Annotated in this window: 11 protein-coding genes; 5 read left to right on the top strand and 6 right to left on the bottom strand. The window is 59.1% G+C overall.

From position 1 onward, the window contains the following. The first annotated feature begins 81 nt into the window (after nt 1-81). The gene (gene cobM / locus ACYZUD_RS09660) at nt 82-828 is read left to right on the top strand and encodes a precorrin-4 C(11)-methyltransferase (protein WP_462023795.1); all 747 of its coding nucleotides are present in this window, start codon (nt 82-84) and stop codon (nt 826-828) included. A 152-nt stretch (nt 829-980) separates the two neighbouring features. Here cobM and nfuA read toward each other — a convergent pair whose 3' ends face one another. The 3 genes from nfuA to ACYZUD_RS09675 form a co-directional block, all read right to left on the bottom strand. Next, a complete protein-coding gene (nfuA, locus tag ACYZUD_RS09665) occupies nt 981-1,565 on the bottom strand; it encodes a Fe-S biogenesis protein NfuA (RefSeq protein ID WP_007898222.1) in 585 nt (194 codons plus the stop codon). 57 nt (nt 1,566-1,622) lie between these two features. Continuing rightward, nucleotides 1,623-2,657, bottom strand: coding sequence for an acyltransferase family protein (locus tag ACYZUD_RS09670; RefSeq protein WP_462023796.1), 1,035 nt, complete (start codon nt 2,655-2,657; stop codon nt 1,623-1,625). A gap of 187 nt (nt 2,658-2,844) precedes the next feature. Beyond that, nucleotides 2,845-5,139: a fatty acid cis/trans isomerase gene (locus ACYZUD_RS09675; RefSeq protein WP_462023797.1), complete on the bottom strand. Its 2,295-nt coding sequence runs from the start codon at nt 5,137-5,139 to the stop codon at nt 2,845-2,847. A gap of 155 nt (nt 5,140-5,294) precedes the next feature. Between ACYZUD_RS09675 and metH the strand changes: the two genes are divergently transcribed. Together metH and ACYZUD_RS09685 are read left to right on the top strand one after the other, a co-directional pair. Continuing rightward, complete coding sequence (gene metH / locus ACYZUD_RS09680; protein ID WP_462023798.1) at nt 5,295-9,005, top strand: methionine synthase; 3,711 nt, start codon at nt 5,295-5,297, stop codon at nt 9,003-9,005. A 195-nt stretch (nt 9,006-9,200) separates the two neighbouring features. Next, nucleotides 9,201-9,419, top strand: coding sequence for a DUF2970 domain-containing protein (locus ACYZUD_RS09685; protein WP_462023799.1), 219 nt, complete (start codon nt 9,201-9,203; stop codon nt 9,417-9,419). A 7-nt stretch (nt 9,420-9,426) separates the two neighbouring features. Here ACYZUD_RS09685 and ACYZUD_RS09690 read toward each other — a convergent pair whose 3' ends face one another. Next, nucleotides 9,427-10,512 (bottom strand): ABC transporter substrate-binding protein, encoded by a 1,086-nt coding sequence (locus ACYZUD_RS09690; protein ID WP_462023800.1) that lies wholly within the window; start codon nt 10,510-10,512, stop codon nt 9,427-9,429. Nucleotides 10,513-11,034: 522 nt separating this feature from the next. Between ACYZUD_RS09690 and ACYZUD_RS09695 the strand changes: the two genes are divergently transcribed. Further along, a complete protein-coding gene (locus tag ACYZUD_RS09695) occupies nt 11,035-12,693 on the top strand; it encodes a nitrite/sulfite reductase (protein WP_462023801.1) in 1,659 nt (552 codons plus the stop codon). After that, complete coding sequence (locus ACYZUD_RS09700; RefSeq protein WP_462023802.1) at nt 12,677-13,171, top strand: DUF934 domain-containing protein; 495 nt, start codon at nt 12,677-12,679, stop codon at nt 13,169-13,171. Before ACYZUD_RS09695 ends, ACYZUD_RS09700 begins: the two co-directional genes overlap by 17 nt. 73 nt (nt 13,172-13,244) lie before the next feature. On the opposite strand, the gene ACYZUD_RS09705 is transcribed toward ACYZUD_RS09700, so the two are convergent. Both ACYZUD_RS09705 and ACYZUD_RS09710 read right to left on the bottom strand, forming a co-directional pair. Beyond that, nucleotides 13,245-17,072, bottom strand: a complete 3,828-nt coding sequence (locus ACYZUD_RS09705; RefSeq protein WP_462023803.1) for a dermonecrotic toxin domain-containing protein — start codon at nt 17,070-17,072, stop codon at nt 13,245-13,247. Further along, a complete protein-coding gene (locus ACYZUD_RS09710) occupies nt 17,069-21,934 on the bottom strand; it encodes an NEL-type E3 ubiquitin ligase domain-containing protein (RefSeq protein ID WP_462023804.1) in 4,866 nt (1,621 codons plus the stop codon). The genes ACYZUD_RS09705 and ACYZUD_RS09710 overlap by 4 nt, the downstream gene beginning before the upstream one ends. Nucleotides 21,935-21,954 lie beyond the last annotated feature (20 nt).

The following is a 21,954-nucleotide window of genomic DNA, read 5'->3' on the forward strand; positions in this document are numbered from 1 at the left end:
CCCCGATAATCCCCGCCTTCGATCATGAGCATTCTTCATCTGAAGCCTGCCCTGCCCCCTTTTTTCTGACAGGAAACGACGATGACCGTCTACTTCATTGGCGCAGGTCCCGGCGACCCGGAACTGATCACCGTCAAAGGCCAACGACTGATTCGCAGCTGCCCGGTGATCATCTATGCCGGATCGTTGGTGCCCGCCGCCGTGCTGGAGGGCCATCAGGCCGAACAGGTGGTCAACAGCGCCGAACTGCACCTGGAACAGATCATCGAGCTGATCAAGACCGCCGATGCCAACGGCCAGGATGTCGCTCGGGTGCATTCCGGCGATCCGAGCCTGTATGGCGCCATTGGCGAGCAGATTCGTTATCTGCGTGAACTCGGCATTGCGTTTGAAATCATTCCCGGTGTGACCGCCACGGCCGCCTGCGCGGCGCTTCTGGGGGCGGAACTGACCTTGCCGGACGTGTCGCAGAGCGTGATTCTGACTCGCTACGCCGACAAGACCGCGATGCCGGCCGGCGAAGAGTTGGGGAGTCTGGCGCAGCATGGGGCAACCATGGCGATTCACTTGGGGGTCAATCATCTGGAGAAAATCCTGGTCGAATTGCTGCCGCATTACGGCGCGGATTGTCCGATCGCAGTGATTCACCGGGCGACCTGGCCGGATCAGGATTGGGTCGTAGGGACGCTGGCGGATATTGCCGGGAAGGTAGAAGCCAAGGGGTTTCGGCGTACGGCGTTGATTCTGGTGGGCCGGGTGCTGGGTAGCGATCACTTCAGTGAGTCATCACTGTACCGCGCTGGGCATGCGCATTTGTATCGCCCATAAGATCAAAAGATCGCAGCCTTCGGCAGCTCCTACAGGGGAATTGCATACACCCGTAGGAGCTGCCGAAGGCTGCGATCTTTTAGGCTTCAACCGATCACCCATAAAAAAACGGCGCTCACGGGGCGCCGTTTTTTCATGTCGCAGCGAACACCTTAGTAGTAGGCGTTTTCTTTCTGCGTGTGGTCGGTGACGTCACGAACACCCTTGAGCTCGGGAATGCGCTCGAGCAAGGTACGCTCGATGCCTTCGCGCAGGGTGACGTCTGCCTGGCCGCAGCCCTGGCAACCGCCGCCGAATTTCAGAACGGCGATGCCGTCCTCGACCACATCGATCAGGCTGACCTGACCGCCGTGGCTGGCCAGCCCCGGGTTGATCTCGGTTTGCAGGTAGTAGTTGATGCGCTCGTTGACCGGGCTGTCGGCATTGACCATCGGCACTTTGGCGTTTGGCGCCTTGATGGTCAGCTGGCCGCCCATGCGGTCGGTGGCGTAGTCGACTACCGCATCGTCCAGGAAAGCTTCGCTGAACGAATCGATGTAAGCGGTGAAGCTTTTCAGCCCCAGCGCCGTGTCTTCAGGTTTTTCTTCGCCCGGCTTGCAGTAGGCAATGCAGGTTTCGGCGTACTGAGTGCCAGGCTGGGTGATAAAGACGCGGATGCCGATGCCCGGGGTGTTCTGCTTGGAGAGCAGATCAGCCAGATAATCATGGGCGGCGTCGGTGATGGTAATAGCGGTCATGGAAACTCCTCGCAGGCTTGGGCGCAGTTTACGCCAATCATCGCGCCGTACAAAGTCCTAGTATTTTTGTCGGGAAAGCGCCAGCTCGGCATGATCAGACGGTTCGCCGTCAATCCAGGCTTTAAGCCACCGATAGCTGCATTTTTCCACCCATTCGTAACTTGCCCACGACGCCAGACCGATTGTCGCGACACAAACGGCGAACATCACGTAGGAATTGATGCCATAACGCTGAGCGACAAAGCCACCGGCGGATAGCACCAACACATGCATCAGGTAAACCGAGTAGGAACAATCGCCGAGCAGCTTGAACAGCCGGCTGTTCTCGAAGAACCGCTCCAGCGCCATGCAGGCCACCACCAACACTGCGCTCGGAACGCCCCAGGCCAAAAATCGTGGTTCAGGCGCCAGGAGATAAATCGCCAGCAACGCGCCGCCAACGCCCAGCAATGGCAGCCACAAACCGGGTTTGATCCAGCCACGACGGTAGATCATGCCGATCGCGATCCCCAGCAGAAACTCATAGACGATGTCCGAACGGTAGAACTCGCTGACCCAGCCATAGCCGGTCCACGCCTGGCACACGGCGAACAACAGTGCCGCGACGATCAGCAGCCGAAGCTGCAAACGAAACAGCAGCGCCCAGGCAAACAGCACGTAGAACAGCATTTCGTAGTTGAGGGTCCAGCCGACATTGAGCGTCGGATAGATCCCGTAACCACCGGGGTTTTCAGTAGGAATAAACAACAGTGACCGCAGGAAATGCGACCAGTCGACCGTCTGATCCGGCAATACGGGTTGCGCGAAGACCACCACCAACGCCATCAGCACCGTATAGAACCAATACGCCGGAACGATACGGAACAGCCGATACAGCAGAAAACGACCCGGCGGCAGTGACTTGCCCTCAGTGGACAGGAAAATCACCAGACCGCTGATGACGAAGAAGATATCGACGCCCACCGCGCCCTTGTCGATGAACATCTGCCCCACCGGGCCACGAGCCTGGAAGTCGAAAAAAATCTGCATGAAATGGTGGCAAACCACGGTCCAGGCCGCGAGCGCGCGCAGTGCCTGTACGGAAATCAACATCGATGCCCCTCCCGATCGCAATCCTGCAAACCACCACAAATCCCTGTGGGAGCGAGCCTGCTCGCGAAGGGGGCCATCACATTCAACATCGATGTCGACTGTCAGACCGCTTTCGCGAGCAGGCTCGCTCCCACAGGAGGTCAGTGGTGTCTATGGATTGGGACACCGGGCATGCATCAAAAGTCGATCAAAGATTCTCGTACCGGTTCATGTCCAGCACGCCCTCTTCCTCCGGGTCGGTCTCGTGGACATACCGGCTCAAGTCATGGAAGTAAAACCAGAACTGCGGATGACTGAGGCGAACGCCCCAGCGCTCGACGATTTTCTCGAAACGGTTAGCGTCCCTGGCGTTTTCCATGGCGCCCACGAACGCCGGCACTTGCTCGGCCGGAATGTTGAACATGAAGTTAGGATAGCTGCTGAGCACACCCGGGAAAATGGTGATCGTGTCCAGCCCCGGCTGATAACGCAGCGACTCGCCGAGCAGGAACGCCACGTTGCTGTGAGCGCGATTGCGCAGCAGGCTGTAGACCTCGCGCTTGCCGCCCGCGGTTTCGATGCGCAGCATCGTCGCCTCCGGCAACTGATCAATGACCTTCAGCCCGGCCGCCGGGCGCGATGCCAGACGGCTTAGGGCCTGTTCGGCACTCTGCAACGCCGGATCGATATTGGGCCGCGAGCAATAAGCCCCATCGCAACGATTGATCGGGTCGGGCTTCGCATTGAGGTCGCCGTAACGGGCGAGCAACTGCATGGCGAAGTCGCGCTTGGGGTCTTTCTCGTCGAGTTTCAGTGCCGTCGGTTTGTCGTTGTCGATGGCCTCATAGTCCAGCCACATCTTGAACTTGCCACCGTTCTGGTACCAGTCGTCGAGGTAACCGTCCCGGGAATCGGCGGGCATCAGGCGCAGGAAGTTCTGCTCGGCGCCGTTGCGGATCAGGTCGAAATACAGGCGCGTTTGCGCCTGATGGGAGACGTTGCCGAACACGTCGAAGTTGACCGCCAGTTGATAGTAGGTGCGCTCCAGCAGCGGGAAGTCGAACAGCCACATCGTTTGCGGTACGTCGCCGATCAGGCCCTTGTTCACCGAAGCGCTATCGAAATGCCTGAAGATGGTCAGCAACGCATTGTCGTTACCGGCCCACAAGGTCGACCAGCTTGGCGCCGGCGTATCGGCGTAACTATCACGGCGTAGCGCCTCGTACTCGTTACGCTTGTCGCGATAGTCATGCCACAGGCTCAGGACACTGCCGACATCGTCGTTCTGCCCCGGCATCGCCAGCAATGGCGTGGCCTGGCCACGGTAGTTCGGATCGATGATGTAGAGGTCGTGCTCAGGGGCCTGGAACAGCGCCCAGAAGTTATCGCGGATCACGTCCGTGGCGATCTGGCCGCGACACACCGGCCCGCGAATGAAGGTGCGCACGAAGTATTCGGCGTTGTCGAGCATGAACTGGTAGCGCGCCTGCGCCGGGATCGCCTCGAACGTGGTGAACGGATTGGCCCGGCGTTCCGGTCCATAGCCCGGCAAGGCGTCGACCTGCCAGTTGCCGTTATAAAAGAGGGTTTTGATCCGCGCCATTTTCGCCGCGCTCAGCGGGTACGTGAGGTGGGTCTTCTGCACAATCACGCCTTGCACCGGCCACAGACGGTAATACACCTGAGTACCCGGGTCGTCATTCGGGCGACGGGTGTTGATCAGGTCGATGGGCTGGCCGGTCGGCGTGCGCGAACGCACCCACTGAAAGAAGTGCCCCGGTTCGCCATCCTTGAAGTAGATATGGGCGAGGAACCAGTGTTCGAACAGCCAGCGCCCCACCAGGCTTTGCCGGGCGCCCGGCGCGTTGAGCAGGTTTTCCCACTGCACCACCTGCAAGGCTTCCTTCGCGGAAGGCACCAGACCTTGCTCATCAATCGGTGCGCCCGAGGCCAGCCAGCGTTGCAGTGTCTGGTATTGCTGATCGGTCAGGCCGGTGACCGCCAGCGGCATGCCTTCCTTCGGATGAGCGCTGGCGTAACCACCGAACTCCGACGGCATGGCGCACATGTTTTCCCGATTCAGGCCCAGCACAATCTCTTCCGGTAATTTGGCGTTGGGTTGCAGCGGCGTTTTATGGCCCAGCTCCAGCATCCGCGCCATCAACGCGGCCTGACTGCCCTGGGCGTCGAGCACCGAATAGAAATCCTTTTGCTGCCAGGCTCGTTTGCCGAAGGCGTCGTAAAACAGCCGGGTCGGCGCCGCGGCTTGACTGCGTTCGCCGTCGTAGACCGGGGACTTGGTCGCACCGCGCGCCGCGCCTTCGCCACTGCCCAGATTGAGCTGACAGGCGGCGTCATAGCAGGCATGGCAGGCCACGCACTTTTCGGTGAAGATCGGTTGAATGTCGCGGCTGTAGGAAATGGAAGAAGAAATGGCCGGATCCTGCGCGGCAGCGCCCCAGCTTAAAAGCAGCAAAACAATGCTGATGACGCGATAAGACATGTACTTGGTCCCAATCATGAAAAAACGCGGCGATTCTACCGGTCCGGCACCCCGGCCAACATGAGCGATATTCATGCAAAAACCGGACATGCTCTAAAAGCGCACAGGTTTGCTATGATCCCGGCCCTTCGTCATGGTCTTTCCGAGTAGTCCAAATGTCCGATCGCAGTATTCGCCTTCAAGCTCTCAAGCACGCCCTCAAAGAGCGCATCCTGATTCTTGATGGCGGCATGGGCACGATGATCCAGAGCTACAAGCTCGAAGAGCAGGATTATCGCGGCAAACGCTTCGCCGACTGGCCGAGTGATGTCAAGGGCAACAACGACCTGTTGGTGCTGACGCGCCCGGACGTGATCGGTGGCATCGAAAAAGCCTACCTGGATGCCGGCGCTGACATTCTGGAAACCAACACCTTCAACGCCACCCGGATTTCCATGGCCGATTACGGCATGGAAGAACTGGCCTACGAACTGAACGTAGAAGGCGCTCGCCTGGCGCGCAAGATCGCCGACGCGAAAACCCTCGAGAACCCGGACAAGCCGCGCTTCGTCGCCGGCGTCCTGGGCCCGACCAGCCGCACCTGCTCGTTGTCGCCGGACGTGAATAACCCCGGCTACCGTAACGTGACCTTCGATGAACTGGTGGAAAACTACACCGAGGCCACCAAAGGCCTGATCGAAGGCGGCGCTGACCTGATCCTGATCGAAACCATTTTCGACACCCTGAACGCCAAAGCCGCAATCTTCGCCGTGCAAGGGGTTTTCGAAGAACTGGGCGTCGAACTGCCGATCATGATTTCCGGCACCATCACCGATGCCTCCGGCCGTACCCTGTCGGGCCAGACCACCGAAGCGTTCTGGAACTCCGTGGCCCACGCCAAGCCGATCTCGGTCGGCCTGAACTGCGCCCTCGGCGCCAGCGAATTGCGCCCGTACCTGGAGGAGCTGTCGAACAAGGCCGGCACTCACGTTTCCGCCCACCCGAACGCCGGTCTGCCGAACGAATTCGGTGAGTACGACGAACTGCCATCGGAAACCGCCAAGGTCATCGAAGAATTCGCCCAAAGCGGCTTCCTCAACATCGTCGGCGGCTGCTGCGGCACCACGCCGGGCCACATCGAAGCCATCGCCAAGGCCGTGGCCGGTTATGCGCCGCGAGAGATTCCGGACATTCCCAAGGCCTGCCGCCTCTCGGGCCTGGAACCGTTCACCATCGATCGCAGCTCGTTGTTCGTCAACGTCGGCGAGCGGACCAACATCACCGGTTCCGCCAAGTTCGCCCGTCTGATTCGCGAAGACAACTACACCGAAGCCCTGGAAGTCGCCCTGCAGCAGGTCGAGGCCGGCGCCCAGGTGATCGACATCAACATGGACGAAGGGATGCTCGATTCGAAGAAGGCCATGGTGACCTTCCTCAATCTGATTGCCGGTGAACCGGACATCTCCCGTGTACCGATCATGATCGACTCCTCCAAGTGGGAAGTGATCGAAGCCGGCCTGAAGTGCATCCAGGGCAAGGGCATCGTCAACTCCATCAGCATGAAGGAAGGCGTCGAGCAGTTCATTCATCACGCCAAACTGTGCAAACGCTATGGCGCTGCCGTCGTCGTGATGGCCTTCGACGAAGCCGGCCAGGCCGACACCGAAGCGCGCAAGAAAGAAATCTGCAAACGCTCCTACGACATTCTGGTCAACGAAGTCGGCTTCCCGCCGGAAGACATCATCTTCGACCCGAACATCTTCGCCGTGGCCACCGGCATCGAAGAACACAACAACTACGCTGTCGACTTCATCAACGCCTGTGCCTACATCCGCGACGAACTGCCGTACGCCCTGACCTCCGGCGGCGTGTCCAACGTGTCGTTCTCGTTCCGTGGCAACAACCCGGTGCGCGAGGCGATTCACTCGGTGTTCCTGCTGTATGCGATCCGCAACGGCCTGACCATGGGTATCGTCAATGCCGGCCAATTGGAGATCTACGACCAGATCCCGGCCGAACTGCGCGATGCCGTGGAAGACGTGATCCTCAACCGCACCCCGGAAGGCACCGACGCCCTCCTCGCCATTGCCGACAAGTACAAGGGCGACGGCAGCGTCAAGGAAGCCGAGACCGAAGAGTGGCGCAACTGGGACGTCAACAAGCGGCTGGAGCATGCGCTGGTCAAAGGCATCACCACCCACATCGTTGAAGATACCGAAGAGTCGCGTCAATCCTTCACCCGCCCGATAGAAGTGATCGAAGGCCCGCTGATGTCCGGCATGAACATCGTCGGCGACCTGTTCGGCGCCGGTAAAATGTTCCTGCCGCAAGTGGTGAAATCCGCCCGTGTGATGAAGCAGGCCGTGGCCCACTTGATCCCGTTCATCGAACTGGAAAAAGGCGACAAACCGCAAGCCAAGGGCAAGATCCTGATGGCGACCGTAAAAGGCGACGTGCACGACATCGGCAAGAACATCGTTGGCGTGGTGCTGGGCTGTAACGGCTACGACATCGTCGATCTCGGCGTGATGGTGCCGGCGGAAAAAATCCTGCAGGTGGCCAAGGAGCAGAAGTGCGACATCATCGGCCTGTCCGGCTTGATCACGCCTTCGCTCGATGAAATGGTTCACGTCGCTCGCGAGATGCAGCGTCAGGACTTCCACCTGCCGCTGATGATCGGTGGCGCGACCACCTCCAAGGCGCACACGGCGGTGAAGATCGAGCCGAAGTACAGCAACGACGCGGTCATCTACGTCACCGACGCCTCCCGCGCCGTGGGCGTGGCGACCCAGTTGTTGTCCAAGGAATTGAAGCCGGCGTTCGTCGAGAAAACCCGCCTGGAATACATCGAGGTCCGCGAGCGCACCGCCAACCGCAGCGCCCGCACCGAGCGCCTGAGTTACCCGGCTGCGATCGCCAAGAAGCCGCAGTTCGACTGGAGCACTTACACGCCTGTCAAACCGACCTTCACCGGCGCCAAAGTGTTGGACAACATCGACCTGAAAGTCCTGGCCGAATACATCGACTGGACGCCGTTCTTCATTTCCTGGGACCTGGCCGGCAAGTTCCCGCGCATCCTTGAAGACGAAGTGGTGGGTGAAGCCGCCACCGCGCTGTACGCCGATGCCCAGGAAATGCTCGCCAAGCTGATCGACGAAAAACTCATCAGCGCCCGTGCAGTGTTCGGTTTCTGGCCGGCCAACCAGGTGCGCGAAGATGACATCGAAGTCTACGGCGATGACGGCAAGCCACTGGCCAAGCTGCATCACCTGCGTCAGCAAATCATCAAGACCGATGGCAAGCCGAACTTCTCCCTGGCCGACTTTGTGGCACCCAAGGACAGCGAAATCACCGACTACGTGGGCGGTTTCATCACCACCGCAGGCATCGGTGCCGAAGAAGTGGCCAAGGCTTATCAGGATGCCGGCGACGACTACAACTCGATCATGGTCAAGGCCCTGGCCGACCGTCTGGCCGAGGCCTGCGCCGAGTGGCTGCACCAGCAGGTACGTAAAGACTACTGGGGATATGCCAAGGACGAGACGCTCGACAACGAGGCGTTGATCAAAGAGCAATACACCGGCATCCGCCCTGCTCCGGGCTACCCGGCGTGCCCCGATCACACCGAGAAAAGCACGTTGTTTGCGTTGCTCGACCCTGAAGCGAGCGAAATGAAAGCGGGCCGCAGCGGCGTGTTCCTCACCGAGCACTACGCGATGTTCCCGGCAGCGGCCGTCAGCGGCTGGTACTTCGCTCACCCGCAGGCGCAGTACTTTGCCGTGGGCAAGATCGACAAGGACCAGGTGCAGAGCTACACGTCGCGCAAAGGTCAGGAGTTGAGCGTGACCGAGCGGTGGCTGGCGCCGAACCTCGGCTACGACAACTAAGCTGCCCTCTTGGCCACAGTTCTGTGGCCAACAGCCCACCCCTGTGGGAGCGAGCCTGCTCGCGATGAGTACCGTTCAGTCAACCTTGATGTCGACTGTCAGTACGCTATCGTGAGCAGGCGCGCTCCCACATTTGGTTTGTGCATGCCGTGGATTGTCTATGCTTACGGCTCACACATTCGTGACGAGGGGTTTATGAACGATCCAGTCGACAACAAGCCACCCACTTTCTGGCAGATGCTGCACAGTGTCATGGCGGCGGCGTTCGGGGTGCAGAGCGGAAAGAACCGGGCCCGGGACTTCACTCACGGCAAGCCCAGTCATTTCGTGATTCTGGGGATTCTGTTCACGGCGGTGTTTGCCCTGATGCTGTTCGGCATCGTGAAACTGGTGCTGCACCTGGCGGGAATCTAGACCGGGTTCAATGCATCAGGGTTTGCAGGCTGAACGGGTAGCGATACGACGTCGGTCGTCCCTTTGCCGAGAGCTTGTGAAAATCGACACCGTAATCCTGCCGGGCGCCCAGGGTCAGCAGTCGTCTGGCCTGTTCCCGATCGATCAATTGAAATATCGGAATCTGCCGGTCACGACCGCCGTACTGGCTGACGTCCACGCCCTGGTCGTAGTCATGCAACTGCACCATGGCCCAACCACCAAGACTGAAGTGCCCGCCCAGCACCACGCTCAGCCGGCCGTCCAGCAGCGCCTGCAATGCACTGGGTGAATTGTTGATGGTGCCGAACAACGCGTCCTTGCCAGGCTTGCCGCCATTCTCGGCGTACGCTTGCATGGCGCCAAAGGCCATTTCATCGTTGGCCGTCCAGATCAGCGACGCCCGCGGATAGCGCTTGAACAACAACCGGGCCTGTTCGTAGGCGCGTTGACGCGTCCAGCCGCCGTACACCAGCTGCCGCAATCGCACTTCAGGATGTTCGGCGAGGGCCCGCATCATGCCCCTCTCGCGCAACTGCGCAGCGGGCGTGATCTTCAGGCCGGAAAAGGCCAGCAGCTCAATGACCTGCCCCGGGGCGACCGGACCGTGCAGCCGGATCATTTCCTTGAGCATCAGATACCCACCCTCCTCATCGTTGGGCACCAGGCTACCCACCCAATCGGGATACTTGTCAGGCTGCGAGCCGAGCAGGCGGATCTGGTCCGGGGTCAGGGCGTTGTTGACGATGAACAGCTTCACGCCACTGCCTTGGGCCAGGCGCAGGATTTCGGGAGCGATGTACTCCTCGTTGGCGAAAACCAGATAGTCCGGCCGGTCGGGTCCCTGCAGGGCTTCACGCGCTTGCAAGAGGGTAGATTCGGCCTTGCGCTCGGCATACAGAATGCGCAAATCCATGCCCAGGTCCGTGGCTGCGGCCTGCATGAACTGCGAGTAGCTGACCCAGAATGCTTCGCGAGTGGTTCCCGGATTCAGGAACAACACCGACGCCGCTTGCGCGCACGGTCCCAGGACCGTAACCAGCGTCAGCAAAACACCACAGAAGAACTTCAACATTGATCGTCCGAGCCCCCGGAAATTCGCCGCGCATTATAGCCAGCGAACGCCCGTAAAACGGCGTTTATTCCGGTTTTTGTCCGACAATAGTCGGAACCGGGCCCGGACGGGGTCGGTTATTGATGGCTGACCCAGAATACCGTTGTGCCCACGACCAGAATGATCAGAAACAGAATGGCCCAAGCATCGACCGTACTGTCAGGCTTTGAAGCTTTGGTAGGGTTGCTCATTGCATCGCCTCTTGTCGGTTTTATCGGTGATTGCATAAAGACTCGACCACAGTTAAGACGATGATTGCCCACACCACAAATGCGGGTTTAGCAATAACGATTCTCGTTAGTCGTTTTGGTTCTTTACATATACTCAAACATCACTTTTGCGCATAACTGCAAACTGGTATCTTTCCCCGGCTCCGTAGGGAGTGCGCGGCCGTGCGCGCAGAATTGCCGAGGCAGTATCGGAGACTTCCAGGCGAAAAACGCAACTGGAACCGACCGGCCCAAGCCTGAGAACAGGACTTATATGTACGTATACGACGAGTACGATCAGCGGATCATCGAGGACCGCGTCAAGCAGTTCCGTGATCAGACCCGACGCTATCTGGCAGGCGAGCTGAGCGAAGAAGAATTCCGCCCCCTGCGCCTGCAAAATGGCCTTTATATCCAGCGCTTCGCGCCGATGTTGCGGGTCGCGGTGCCTTATGGCCAACTCACTTCGCGCCAGACGCGAATGATGGCCAAGATTGCCCGCGACTATGACAAGGGCTATGCCCACATCAGTACCCGGCAGAACGTGCAGTTCAACTGGCCGGCGCTGGAAGACATCCCGGACATCTTGGCAGAACTTGCCACCGTGCAGATGCACGCGATCCAGACCAGCGGCAACTGCCTGCGCAACGTCACCACCGACCAGTTCGCCGGTGTCGCTGCCGACGAGCTGATCGATCCACGCCCATGGTGCGAGATCGTCCGCCAGTGGACGACATTCCACCCGGAATTCGCCTACCTGCCACGTAAATTCAAGATCGCCATCAACGGTTCGACGTCCGACCGTGCCGCCATCGAAGTCCACGACATCGGCCTTGAGCCGGTGCACAACGCCGCTGGCGAACTGGGTTTCCGTGTGCTGGTCGGTGGTGGCCTGGGCCGTACCCCGGTGGTCGGTGCGTTCATCAATGAGTTCCTGCCGTGGCAGGACCTGTTGAGCTACCTCGACGCCATCCTGCGGGTCTACAACCGCTACGGTCGTCGCGATAACAAGTACAAGGCACGGATCAAAATCCTGGTCAAAGCCCTGACGCCGGAAGTCTTCGCGCAAAAAGTCGACGCGGAAATGGAGCACCTTCGCGGTGGCCAGACCACCCTGACCGACGCCGAAGTACATCGCGTCGCCAAACACTTCGTCGACCCGGACTACAAGGCCCTGGAGAACCAGACGGCCGAATTCGCCGAGCTCGACAAGCAGCACCCGGGCTTTGCGCGCTGGCGCACCCGCAATACCCTGGCCCACAAAAAGCCGGGCTATGTCGCCGTGACCCTGTCCCTGAAGCCGACCGGCGTTGCGCCGGGTGACATCACCGACAAGCAGCTCGACGCCGTGGCCGACCTGGCCGATCGTTACAGCTTCGGCCAACTGCGCACCTCCCATGAGCAGAACATCATTCTGGCCGACGTTGAACAGAGCCAGTTGTTCACCCTGTGGGGCGAATTGCGCGAGCAAGGTTTCGCCACGCCGAACGTCGGTCTGCTGACCGACATCATCTGCTGCCCGGGCGGTGACTTCTGCTCCCTGGCCAACGCCAAATCGATCCCGATCGCTGAATCGATCCAGCGCCGTTTCGAGGATCTGGACTACCTGTTCGACATTGGCGAACTGGACCTGAACATCTCCGGTTGCATGAACGCCTGCGGTCACCACCACGTCGGCCACATCGGCATTCTCGGGGTGGACAAGAAAGGCGAAGAGTTCTACCAGGTGTCCCTGGGGGGCAGCGCCAGCCGCGATGCCAGCCTGGGTAAAATCCTCGGCCCGTCCTTTGCCCAGGAAGCCATGCCTGACGTGATCGAAAAGCTGATCGACGTGTACATCGAACAACGTACCGAAGACGAGCGCTTCATCGACACCTATCAGCGTATTGGCATCGACCTCTTCAAGGAGCGCGTCTATGCAGCGAATCATTAAGAACAACAAGGTCGTCGACGAAACCTGGCACTTGCTGCCCAAGGACTTCAACATCGACGAGATCAGCAACTGCGACGACCTGATCGTCCCGTTGCAGCTGTGGCGCGAACACAGCCGCATGCTCAAGGCCCGCGATGGCGGCTTGGGTGTTTGGCTGGATGCCGACGAAGAAGCCGAGGAAATCGGTGAGGACGTGGCGAACTTCCAGGTCATCGCCTTGAATTTCCCGGCCTTCACTGATGGCCGCAACTACTCCAACGCCCGCCTGCTGCGTGACCGTTATGGTTTCAAAGGCGAATTGCGGGCAATCGGCGATGTGTTGCGCGACCAACTGTTTTATATGCATCGCTGCGGTTTCGATGCGTTCGCCATTCGCGCCGATAAAGACCCGCACGAAGCCCTGGAAGGTCTCAAGGACTTCTCGGTGACCTATCAGGCCGCCACCGACGAACCGCTGCCGCTGTTCCGTCGCCGCTGATCGTCAAACCTTGAACCCCTGCGCGGGGTTCAAGGTCCCCTTCCTGTCATCACACCATCGACAGCCGGTCCACTTAAAACCCGGCGCGCTCCTCCAATGCCTCGAAAGCCGCCAGCGGATTTTCAAACCGGCCGCTACCGTGGCTCAATCGGCTCCATAATTCGTCCGATGCATCCGCCTCCTGCAAGAGTCGCCAGACCCGCGCCTGAAGCGACAAATAACTGACCTGGAAGTCTGCCGTCAGACTCAACCTGTCCATGACGCCTAAAACCCGGGTACCGGACGGCTTGGCTATCAGTCGCTCCCAAAGGTTTTGTCTGGCCGCCCGAACCTCTTCGTCAACGTCTCGTAGCCAGACAATCGGTTTGCCATAGTCTGAACCCGGCTGGTTCAACCAGAGATTTATCCCCGTTCGTTCACGGTGACTGACAACTCGTTGCAGCGTGTCCTCGTCTGTCAGCGGGTTCCCCCACAGTTGCACGCTATCCTCGGCGACGGCCTGATCGAATACGGCCGGTGGAACGCGGGTGATCCGGTTATCACGCAAATTCAGCAAAGTCATGCAGGGCTCATCCTTGATACCGATCGGGCAGCGGGTAATTTGGGTATTGCTCAGGTTCAACTGTCGCAAGTCATTCATCCCGAGCAACATTGGCGGCACACCTAAAGGGTTTTCACTCAGGTCCAGCGTGTGAAGCCTCTGCAACCCGCTCAGTTGCGCTGCCGTCTCCTGGGTGAACTTCAGACCGGTGGCCTTGAGATTCAGCGACGTGAGATCGGTCAGACTGAAAATAGCCGGAGGCAAAACGACCTGAGCCTCACCATCGGCATCGAACCGAGTCAGTTCGGCATGCTCCAGATTCAAGGTTCGCAGGTTCGGAAAACATTCGAGAAACCCATTCAAGGTTTCACGCTCAGCCACATGGAAGTTTGGCATCGACAACTCGACGACCTCATTGAACCGCACGTTCATGACCGGCAATCGGTGATAGTCCTCAAACCCCATGTCGAGTTTGAACCCCACAAACTGTCCGCCTGAATAGACGCGCAAGTCTGACAACGCACGCTTTTGCCAAATAGCAGTCAGGTCGGTCGCCAGTTCAGTCCTGGTTTCCCGCTCGTAATCCAAGACGTTTTCGGCCAACCCGGCGTTATGTTCGTTGATCTGCTCATCGTCCAACCCCTCTGCCTCGTCATCGGTTTCGATCAGAAACGGGATATCCATGTCCTCGATATCTTCCGCCACCTGATCGACCCAGCCACTCAGGTCGGTATTGAGCTGCTGAAACTGCTGCTTGAGCAAATCGATGTGTCCCTGAGCGTTGCCACCTGCACGCTGTAGCAGTTCATCGGCTTCAGCATCCGAGAAATCCGGATAAATCTCCTTGAGCTGCAACCTCATCATTGCGTGCGTCAGCGCTTCGGCCTGCGGTGTACCGGGAAAGCCACCACCTCGCAGTCCTTGCGTCTCGAAGGGCAGACCGGAATCAATCCTTCCCAGCCCGAGCCTCAACTCCGATCGGGACAATGCGCGATCGCTGATTTTCAACCGCAACTCGCGGGCCGGATCAAGCGATGCAAGGTCCAACGCCGAACGCTCTTCTTCGGACAAGAGGCCAAGGATTGCCTCGTAGAAATCCGTCTGCCCATCAGGGTGCTGATAATGATCCCCCACCTTGATCAGTTGTCGGGACACGGTGGAGTCAAACGCACCGCTTCGGTCCACAACTCGTCCTGCGGGAAAGCTGTCGAGGACTTCGATTCGAAAGCTTTTGGGCCATGCGGGCAGATTTTTGAGCGAGTGCAGGGCCAGTGTGTCCGACTCCGGATTCACCATCGAGCGCAGGTACAACCCCTCATACGATCGATTGAGCCGCACATGCTGCTGGTACTGCCGGGCCTTGCTATTCAAGTGCTTGAACACCTGCCGGACCCGGGCAGCGTCGACAGGCCCCTGAATGTCCACGCCATAGCGGTCGAGCATTTGCTCAATGGCGCTCCTGGGCAGGCCCGGGTATTGCCGCTGGAGCAACCGGACCCACTCATGTTCCGAGCGCTGAAGCGCTTCGTACCGGGTGGCGAACAGCTCGGCTCGCTTGCTTTGGGGCACTGCCGCTTGCCCCAGTTCCTGATCGATCCGGAAGCGGCTGATGGTATCGGCCAGCAAGGGCGTCGGTGGGCGTCCGCTCTGCATCAGGCGCAGCATGTCGTCATCGACTGCACTGACCTTGCCGATCTGCGCCAGTACTTCATCACTGAAAGACGCCACCGACAGGCCGATTCCGCGGATCAGTTGCACACGATTCGGCAGTGCGAGTGCCGATGACGTTTCAGGGCCAACGACCTGACCCGGTGTCGGTCTGCCCCCCTCCGGCGCCGGATCGATGCCGGGTTCGCGGACCCGCTCGGCAATGGCGCCCGCCTGCGCAGTGTCATCCTTGAGCACCGCCCCTGCGCCTGCCAGCGGTAGCGCATTAAGCAAGCCAAATACCGTGCGCGTCACGCCCGCAGCTCGATCGCTCGAAGTTTCACCGTTGATGGCCTGATCAAGGCCGTACCCGGCGTCGATGATGCCTGCCAGCGCCAACAATCCTTCGCCACCGGGCACGAACAGCGCCAGAGGACCGAAACGGTTGATCCACAGCACCACCGGTTCGACGACAGCACTCAAGTTATCCCGGTTGACCTGCGCGTCGTCTCGAATGGTTTTGACACTGGCCAGCGAGGCCTCCTTCATGGTCAGCACCAGCCGGGCAAACGGATCGGTGCCTGATGGCGAGTCATCGAAACCGATGTATCGGGCAGGCTCCCAAAAACCGTCGTCGTTGAAGAAACCCGCCTCTTTGGTCAGCCAGTGTTCCTTCGGGTAAACCGCCATGCCGTCCAGCGCTGTCAGTACACCAGCCTGGAAGGAGCCATCCTTGCGATCATCCTCGGCAAAGTGGGCGGCCAGGGCCTGTTTCGTCGCATCACTTCTGCCCTGCTCCACCACCCATTCATGCAATTTCCGGGAGTCGCTGAACAGGTGAAGTGGCGAAGAGTTGCCGGGGATGTACAACCCCATCCTGCCGTCGGGGTCACGCCAGCCCCAGATATCCTTCGAGCTGTAGCGATAAAGCTTCAGGCGTCCAATCCTCAGCTTTGTTGGCACCTGGGTCGGCGCCTGCAACTGTTCGATCTTTAGCGTTGGCCAAGTCTGATCAGCCGGCAGCCCTGCCACTTGCATGGCGAGTTCAAGGTCCTTTGAGGTCAGGCTGTTCTCATGCCGTTGCAAGAAAGCAGCCATGACAAAGGCAGCTTTGGCCGACGTTTTCAGGGCATGCGGCCTGGATGAGACGATCACTTCATCCGATGGCCAGGCCTGATCAAGATAGCGCTGATACCGCCCTTGGAGATCCAGCTCCCAGACCCACTTCTTGAGGTCGGCGGGCCTCACCGCGACTTGGGTGGCGGGCCCGTAGAGTTGCGGAACGGTTCGGCGATAAATGCCTTCGTAGGTGTAGTGATAGTCGTTGCCAGGCTTGGTCAAATCATCGATGTGTTCCACAACGCGGATGGACGGCCCAACGTCCGGTGGCGTGTAAAACCCGAACGCTGTTTCCCCGAAGCGCCCGTCACCCACGGTCTGATAATTGGACAGCAATGCCTGCACCAAGGACATGGAATTCGCCACCCGCCCCAGATGAACGCCGTTCTGTTCCGGGCGCCCCTTGAAGTCGTAATCGAGCGTCACCAACTGCGCAGTCGTCGGGTCTATGTCCTGGCCCCATTTTTCCTTGATCATGTGTTCGCCAAACCGGGCGGGCGTCTGTGGCAGCGCGCCATCCACGACGAACCTCAGCTCCTCGCGCATTTCTGGAAAGATTGGTGCAGCGCCTTGATTGCCTGCGTGGCTGTTCATTGTTCGGCCCCGCTGGAGCTGGTACCGGGCACTTCGGGCGCGGGATTGCGGCCCAGAGCCTGGGACGTCAGTTGCCTGATCAATTCCCGACGCTCGTTTTTAAAGTTATCAAGGATGGCATTCATGCGCTCGGAGGCGGTCTCCCGCGACAGTTCGACCTGGCCTTCGAGTTGCGCAAAGCCTTGTGCCGTCCGGTCCGTGATAGCCGTGAAACGGTCACGATGGGCCGCTTCCAGATACTCAACCCAAAACCCTAGATGGACGATCCAGTCTTGCAAGGCGCTGGTGCGCTCGGTTTTCAAGATAGCCTGACAGGCCTTGTCCAGCGTTGCCGCCGTCACCTCGACATTCAATCGGGGCGCCATCTCCCGTGGCTGCGCCGGCAAGTCCAATCGTTCGGCCAGCCCCACGCGATACGCCAGACTGATCTCCAGTGCATGATCGTAAAGCTTCGGTTGAGAACCGCTGCGGGTGTTGATATCCGCCAGCGCCAATCCCTCGACCTCTTGCAACCGGAACAAGCCCCGGAGCAGATTGATGAATTGCCCCTCCAGTGTCGCCAACCCCGTGGTGGCCGCTGCCATGGCCCTGAAACACAACACCTGCACTTCCATTTCACTGAACAGCGCCGAGTAACCATCGGCGCTGATCCGTCCGGTGCGGGCGGCACTAAAAAGCGAGCGTCGTAAACGGTCATCTTCACTGGCCGCTTCCAGAACGTTCCACACCCGCTGGCTGAATTGCGGGTACAGCCGCTTGAAATCCGCCGTGTTGTGCAGGCGCGAGAGCACGTTGAAAAAATCCCTGGAGCCTGGACAGGCCAGCAATGAATCCCACAACGCGCTTCTGGGCACGGATTCGGCAAGGGTTGCCCCGGCCAGCCATAGCGCGCTTTGAGTCTCTTGGGCCACAGTCGGCGAGACCTGCCGACGGTAATCCGAGGCAATGACCCCAAAACTGACCCCGTTCTTTTGCTGATACGCAATGATCTGTTTAAAGGTCTCGGGTGATAACGGGTTTCCATGAAGGCTGGTTTCCCGGTTTAACGCCAAAGCGTCCTTGAAGAACGCCTCTGGAAGACGTTCTATTTGGTTGTCACGCACGTCGAGGACGCGCAGCTCGGGCAGATCGGAGGCGCCCGGTGGCCACTGGTCGATTCCGCTCCCCCTCAGGTTCAGCTGTTGCAGGTGCCGCAGTTTGCTGACGTCCGGCACTCGCGAAAGGTTCGGGTTGTAGGCGAGGTTCAGCGTCCGCAAACGGGTCATGCCAGCCAACTGGCTGACCGAGTCCGCCGTCAGTTGAATCCGGTTGTCGTTCAGATCCAGATGCATCAGCCTGGGCATGCTTGTCACGGCCAGCGGCAGTCGGGTCAGGTGGTTACCGCCCAAGGACAGGCTTTGCAGGTTGCTGAAGTTATGCAGGAAAGTGTTCAAGCCGGCACTGGCCCCCACGCCCTCCATCACCAGACTGCCGATGTGGCTGAAATCGCCGGTGATCACGGGCAGTTCACCCAATGGCTGCGGGGCAAATGTCAGCGCGCTGTACAGCCCTTCGCTTGTCTGAACAATGCCGGAATCCTTACGCCAACTGCGAATGATGGCCTGCGCCGCGCGAACCTTGCTGAGCTTCGAGACCTTCAGCCTCGGACCATCGGGCGCCTGATGCCAGGTCGACTGATCCACCCAGCGTGCCAATGCCTTCCTGATAGTGACGAATTCAAGCCTGAGCGACTCCAGCTTCTTCAGCACCAGAATCTCGTTCGTACCGAGGGTCGTCAGTAGTCTGTGGATTTGCGCGGGGGAATGCATCGGATAAAGCTCTTGCGCCCGGCGCATCAACACGTCGGAGCTGCTGACGATGGCCGTACTGCCCGAGGGGTTCGCTGAATGTCCAGCGGTCGACCTGTCGGCCAACCCCATCGGCGAGCGGTAACCCGGCCGACCCGCGGCACCAATCAACTGCGTAATGGCAGCGCGGCGCTGCAAGGCGAGCTGCGTGATCTTCTGTCGCAACGCCGCCCCGGCGTCGTCGGCTTGCACACCCAGCGCCGTTCTGCGCGATGTCGAAAGCCCGTGCCAGAGTGCCTGAAAATAGTGTTCGCGGGTTCGGTTGAAGAATGAGGTAGTTGGCCCGTCTTTGCCGTCGAAGACACTGTATCGGTCAGCATGAGCGTTGATGACCAGCTTCTCCGATGCTGACTCCGCTCCGATACTGGCCGCCTCTTCCTGCCCGCTCGCCCACTCCAGTATCTGAACCCGCAAGTTGCTGCTCCAGCCAGGCAAATGCTCAAGGGTATGGAGCACCAAACGGTCAGAATCGATGCTCTCGGCTCCGTTCAGGTACAAACCTTCGTAGGCTCTGGCGACACGTATTACCTGCAAGTAGCGACGCGCCTCCTCAGCCAGGCGTAAAGGCACCCGTGCCGCATCCAGTTCGCCCCACTCTGCGGACAAAGCATTGCGTTCTAACTCCTCGGCCACGCTGGCCGGCAACCCGGTGAATTCCCCGAGCAAAACAGCCACGCGAGTATTGCCTGGCGTCTCGATGCGCTGATAAATCCGTGTGAATAGCGCCAGTCTTTTACGCTGCGCCTCCTCACCAAGGACTCTCATCAATTCACTGACTTCGACCACCTGGTTATTGATGACCAGCCCCACCAGTTTCTCGCGTAGCGGGCTGCCAAGCGCTGACAGCAACGAAGTATAGAAGCGTCCATTACTCAGCGACTCCTGGCGGAGCTTGACTGTCTTGGCAGCCTCTACGGTGGACAGCCCATAAAAGCGCACCTGTTCATCCGCCGCATTGACGACACTGACGGCGGTATCGGCCGGCCAGTTCCTGGAGGTCGTCAGCAGATGCAACTGCAGATCGTGATCCGCCAGGGAGGCCGATGATGGCGTCTGTATCTGCTCGATAAACCGGGTGACCGCGGCATCCGCGCGAAAGCGCCGAACCGAATCTATCAGCAATGCCGGCGGGCTGCGTCGGTCAATGTGGGCCTGACGCAGAACGCTGTCGTCGATCCCGCTGACTGCCAGAATCTGCGTGGCGGCGACATCGGAAACGTCATCGGCGGTATAACCAAAACGGCGAAACAGCGTGAGCCGATCCCACTCTTGTGGCAGTTCCGTGTCATGGCGCCAGGCGCCGCGGCCATTCGTTTCGAGCACTGGTGAGTACCTGCCGACGGCACCATTGGGAGGAAGGACTTCCCACAGATCGGTTTCAGGCTTGGGCTGCACAGCGTAAAGTTTTGTGCTGATGGCCAAGTAAGCTTGACCGTCTACCCAGCGCAGCCCCCGATCATCAGTCGCAAGCCCGGAGGGCAACGGCCGGTTCTGATGATAGGCCGCCAGATCAGGTTTCCACAGGCGGGTCTGGGAATCCGCCAGGTTGACGGTCTGCAGGCGCTCGATGAACGTCGATGTCCTGATGGTTTTAAAGGCGCTGCCAGCGGCGGCCGTACCCGCCGCAAAAGCCGCCATCAGGATCAGGTTTTCCACCGTATCGAACAGGTAATCCATGGCCTGTTCCTCTTCGCCTCTGGACCAGCTGTCGATACCTTCATAAACCAGCGCCAGCAGTTGCGCACCGGTCACTACCAGCAGGACCTCACCCACAACAGGTAGAAAGGACGCTGCAATCAGCAGGAAATCGAGACCGGCAGCCTTCCAGATTTCCAACCGTGCGAGCCGGGATTTTTCGTCTTCATCATCCGTGGGAACGACCAGAAGCCGAGCATCCGTCATGACCCGGCTCGAATACTGACGGAACATCTCCTGAAACAAATCGCCTTGTATGTCGACACCGGACAACGAGACGTAGACAGTATTCGGAGGCAGTGATGAAGCATGGGGCGACAACAATTTAGTGTTCAACGCATTCAGGAAAGCGGAGCGCTCGCCCAGTTGGATGTAGCGCATGAAGAACTGGCGAAACGCGGCGACTTTCAATCGCGCACTCAACTCCACTTCAAAGTCGGTGAAGGACGAATACTCCTTCAACGGATGAAGTGGGTCGCCCGGCAGATAGACCACACAACGGTAATCATCATCGTCATGCTCACTGACCGGGCCGATGAACATCGCCCCCGTGAGTGTCACGTCGAACATTTTCAAGGCTTGGTAGCCCAGCGTATTGGCGCCTAGCCTGATGGATTGCTCGTTGTTTCTGACCGCCTTCAACATCTGGTGAACTTCGACGCTGACATGTTTTTTCATCAGCGCCAGATGCCTGTCTACTTCAAAGCAATTCTGCGAATGACTAATGCATTTGTCCCGCAGCTCGTTCACTTTTGATTTGGGTTCAAACAACGATTGAAGATGGGTTTGGTACTGTTTCCCCAAGTCCAGTGAGCGGCACAGCGTGGCAAATTCATGGGGTTTGATCGACAGTATCCGGTTTTTTTTGCCTGTCACTTTTTCAGGGATATAAATCAATGAACTGTCGTGATAGTTCCCCTCAAGCATTTCGCTTGACTCGAAATTCTCACAGGCAGCGGTCAACAGATCCCGATCGATCGGCAGCACCAGTTTCTTTCGCAGCCCCAGCAGACTCGAGGTCGAACGCACGTGCTGAAATATAACGCCCGCCACGTCAATCGGCGTGCCCAGCTTGTCGGACATCGCCTTGGCCAATAACGGCGCACAGAACGCATGCGGAGACTTGAGGCTTTCCAGGAGGCTGCCGGCTGCGGTTTTTGAGCGATGACTGGCAATCAGACTTTCGTGGAGCTCACGTCGTAACTCAGCCGAGGCGGACAACAGCCAGGAGGGAACGTTATTTTTGACAAGCTCAAGAAAAACGCCTTGTTGATCTGGCGTTAACACTGGAATGTTTTTATTGGCGGATAGGGTAGACATACTTGAATAACTCGAAAACT

This window comes from Pseudomonas sp. XS1P51, from assembly GCF_054897845.1.

Coding starts and splice junctions, on each gene's coding strand:
- cobM (WP_462023795.1), top strand. CDS start 82: ATGACCGTCTACTTCATTGGCGCAGGTCCCGGCGACCCGGAACTGATC.
- nfuA (WP_007898222.1), bottom strand. CDS start 1,565: ATGACCGCTATTACCATCACCGACGCCGCCCATGATTATCTGGCTGAT.
- ACYZUD_RS09670 (WP_462023796.1), bottom strand. CDS start 2,657: ATGTTGATTTCCGTACAGGCACTGCGCGCGCTCGCGGCCTGGACCGTG.
- ACYZUD_RS09675 (WP_462023797.1), bottom strand. CDS start 5,139: ATGTCTTATCGCGTCATCAGCATTGTTTTGCTGCTTTTAAGCTGGGGC.
- metH (WP_462023798.1), top strand. CDS start 5,295: ATGTCCGATCGCAGTATTCGCCTTCAAGCTCTCAAGCACGCCCTCAAA.
- ACYZUD_RS09685 (WP_462023799.1), top strand. CDS start 9,201: ATGAACGATCCAGTCGACAACAAGCCACCCACTTTCTGGCAGATGCTG.
- ACYZUD_RS09690 (WP_462023800.1), bottom strand. CDS start 10,512: ATGTTGAAGTTCTTCTGTGGTGTTTTGCTGACGCTGGTTACGGTCCTG.
- ACYZUD_RS09695 (WP_462023801.1), top strand. CDS start 11,035: ATGTACGTATACGACGAGTACGATCAGCGGATCATCGAGGACCGCGTC.
- ACYZUD_RS09700 (WP_462023802.1), top strand. CDS start 12,677: ATGCAGCGAATCATTAAGAACAACAAGGTCGTCGACGAAACCTGGCAC.
- ACYZUD_RS09705 (WP_462023803.1), bottom strand. CDS start 17,072: ATGAACAGCCACGCAGGCAATCAAGGCGCTGCACCAATCTTTCCAGAA.
- ACYZUD_RS09710 (WP_462023804.1), bottom strand. CDS start 21,934: ATGTCTACCCTATCCGCCAATAAAAACATTCCAGTGTTAACGCCAGAT.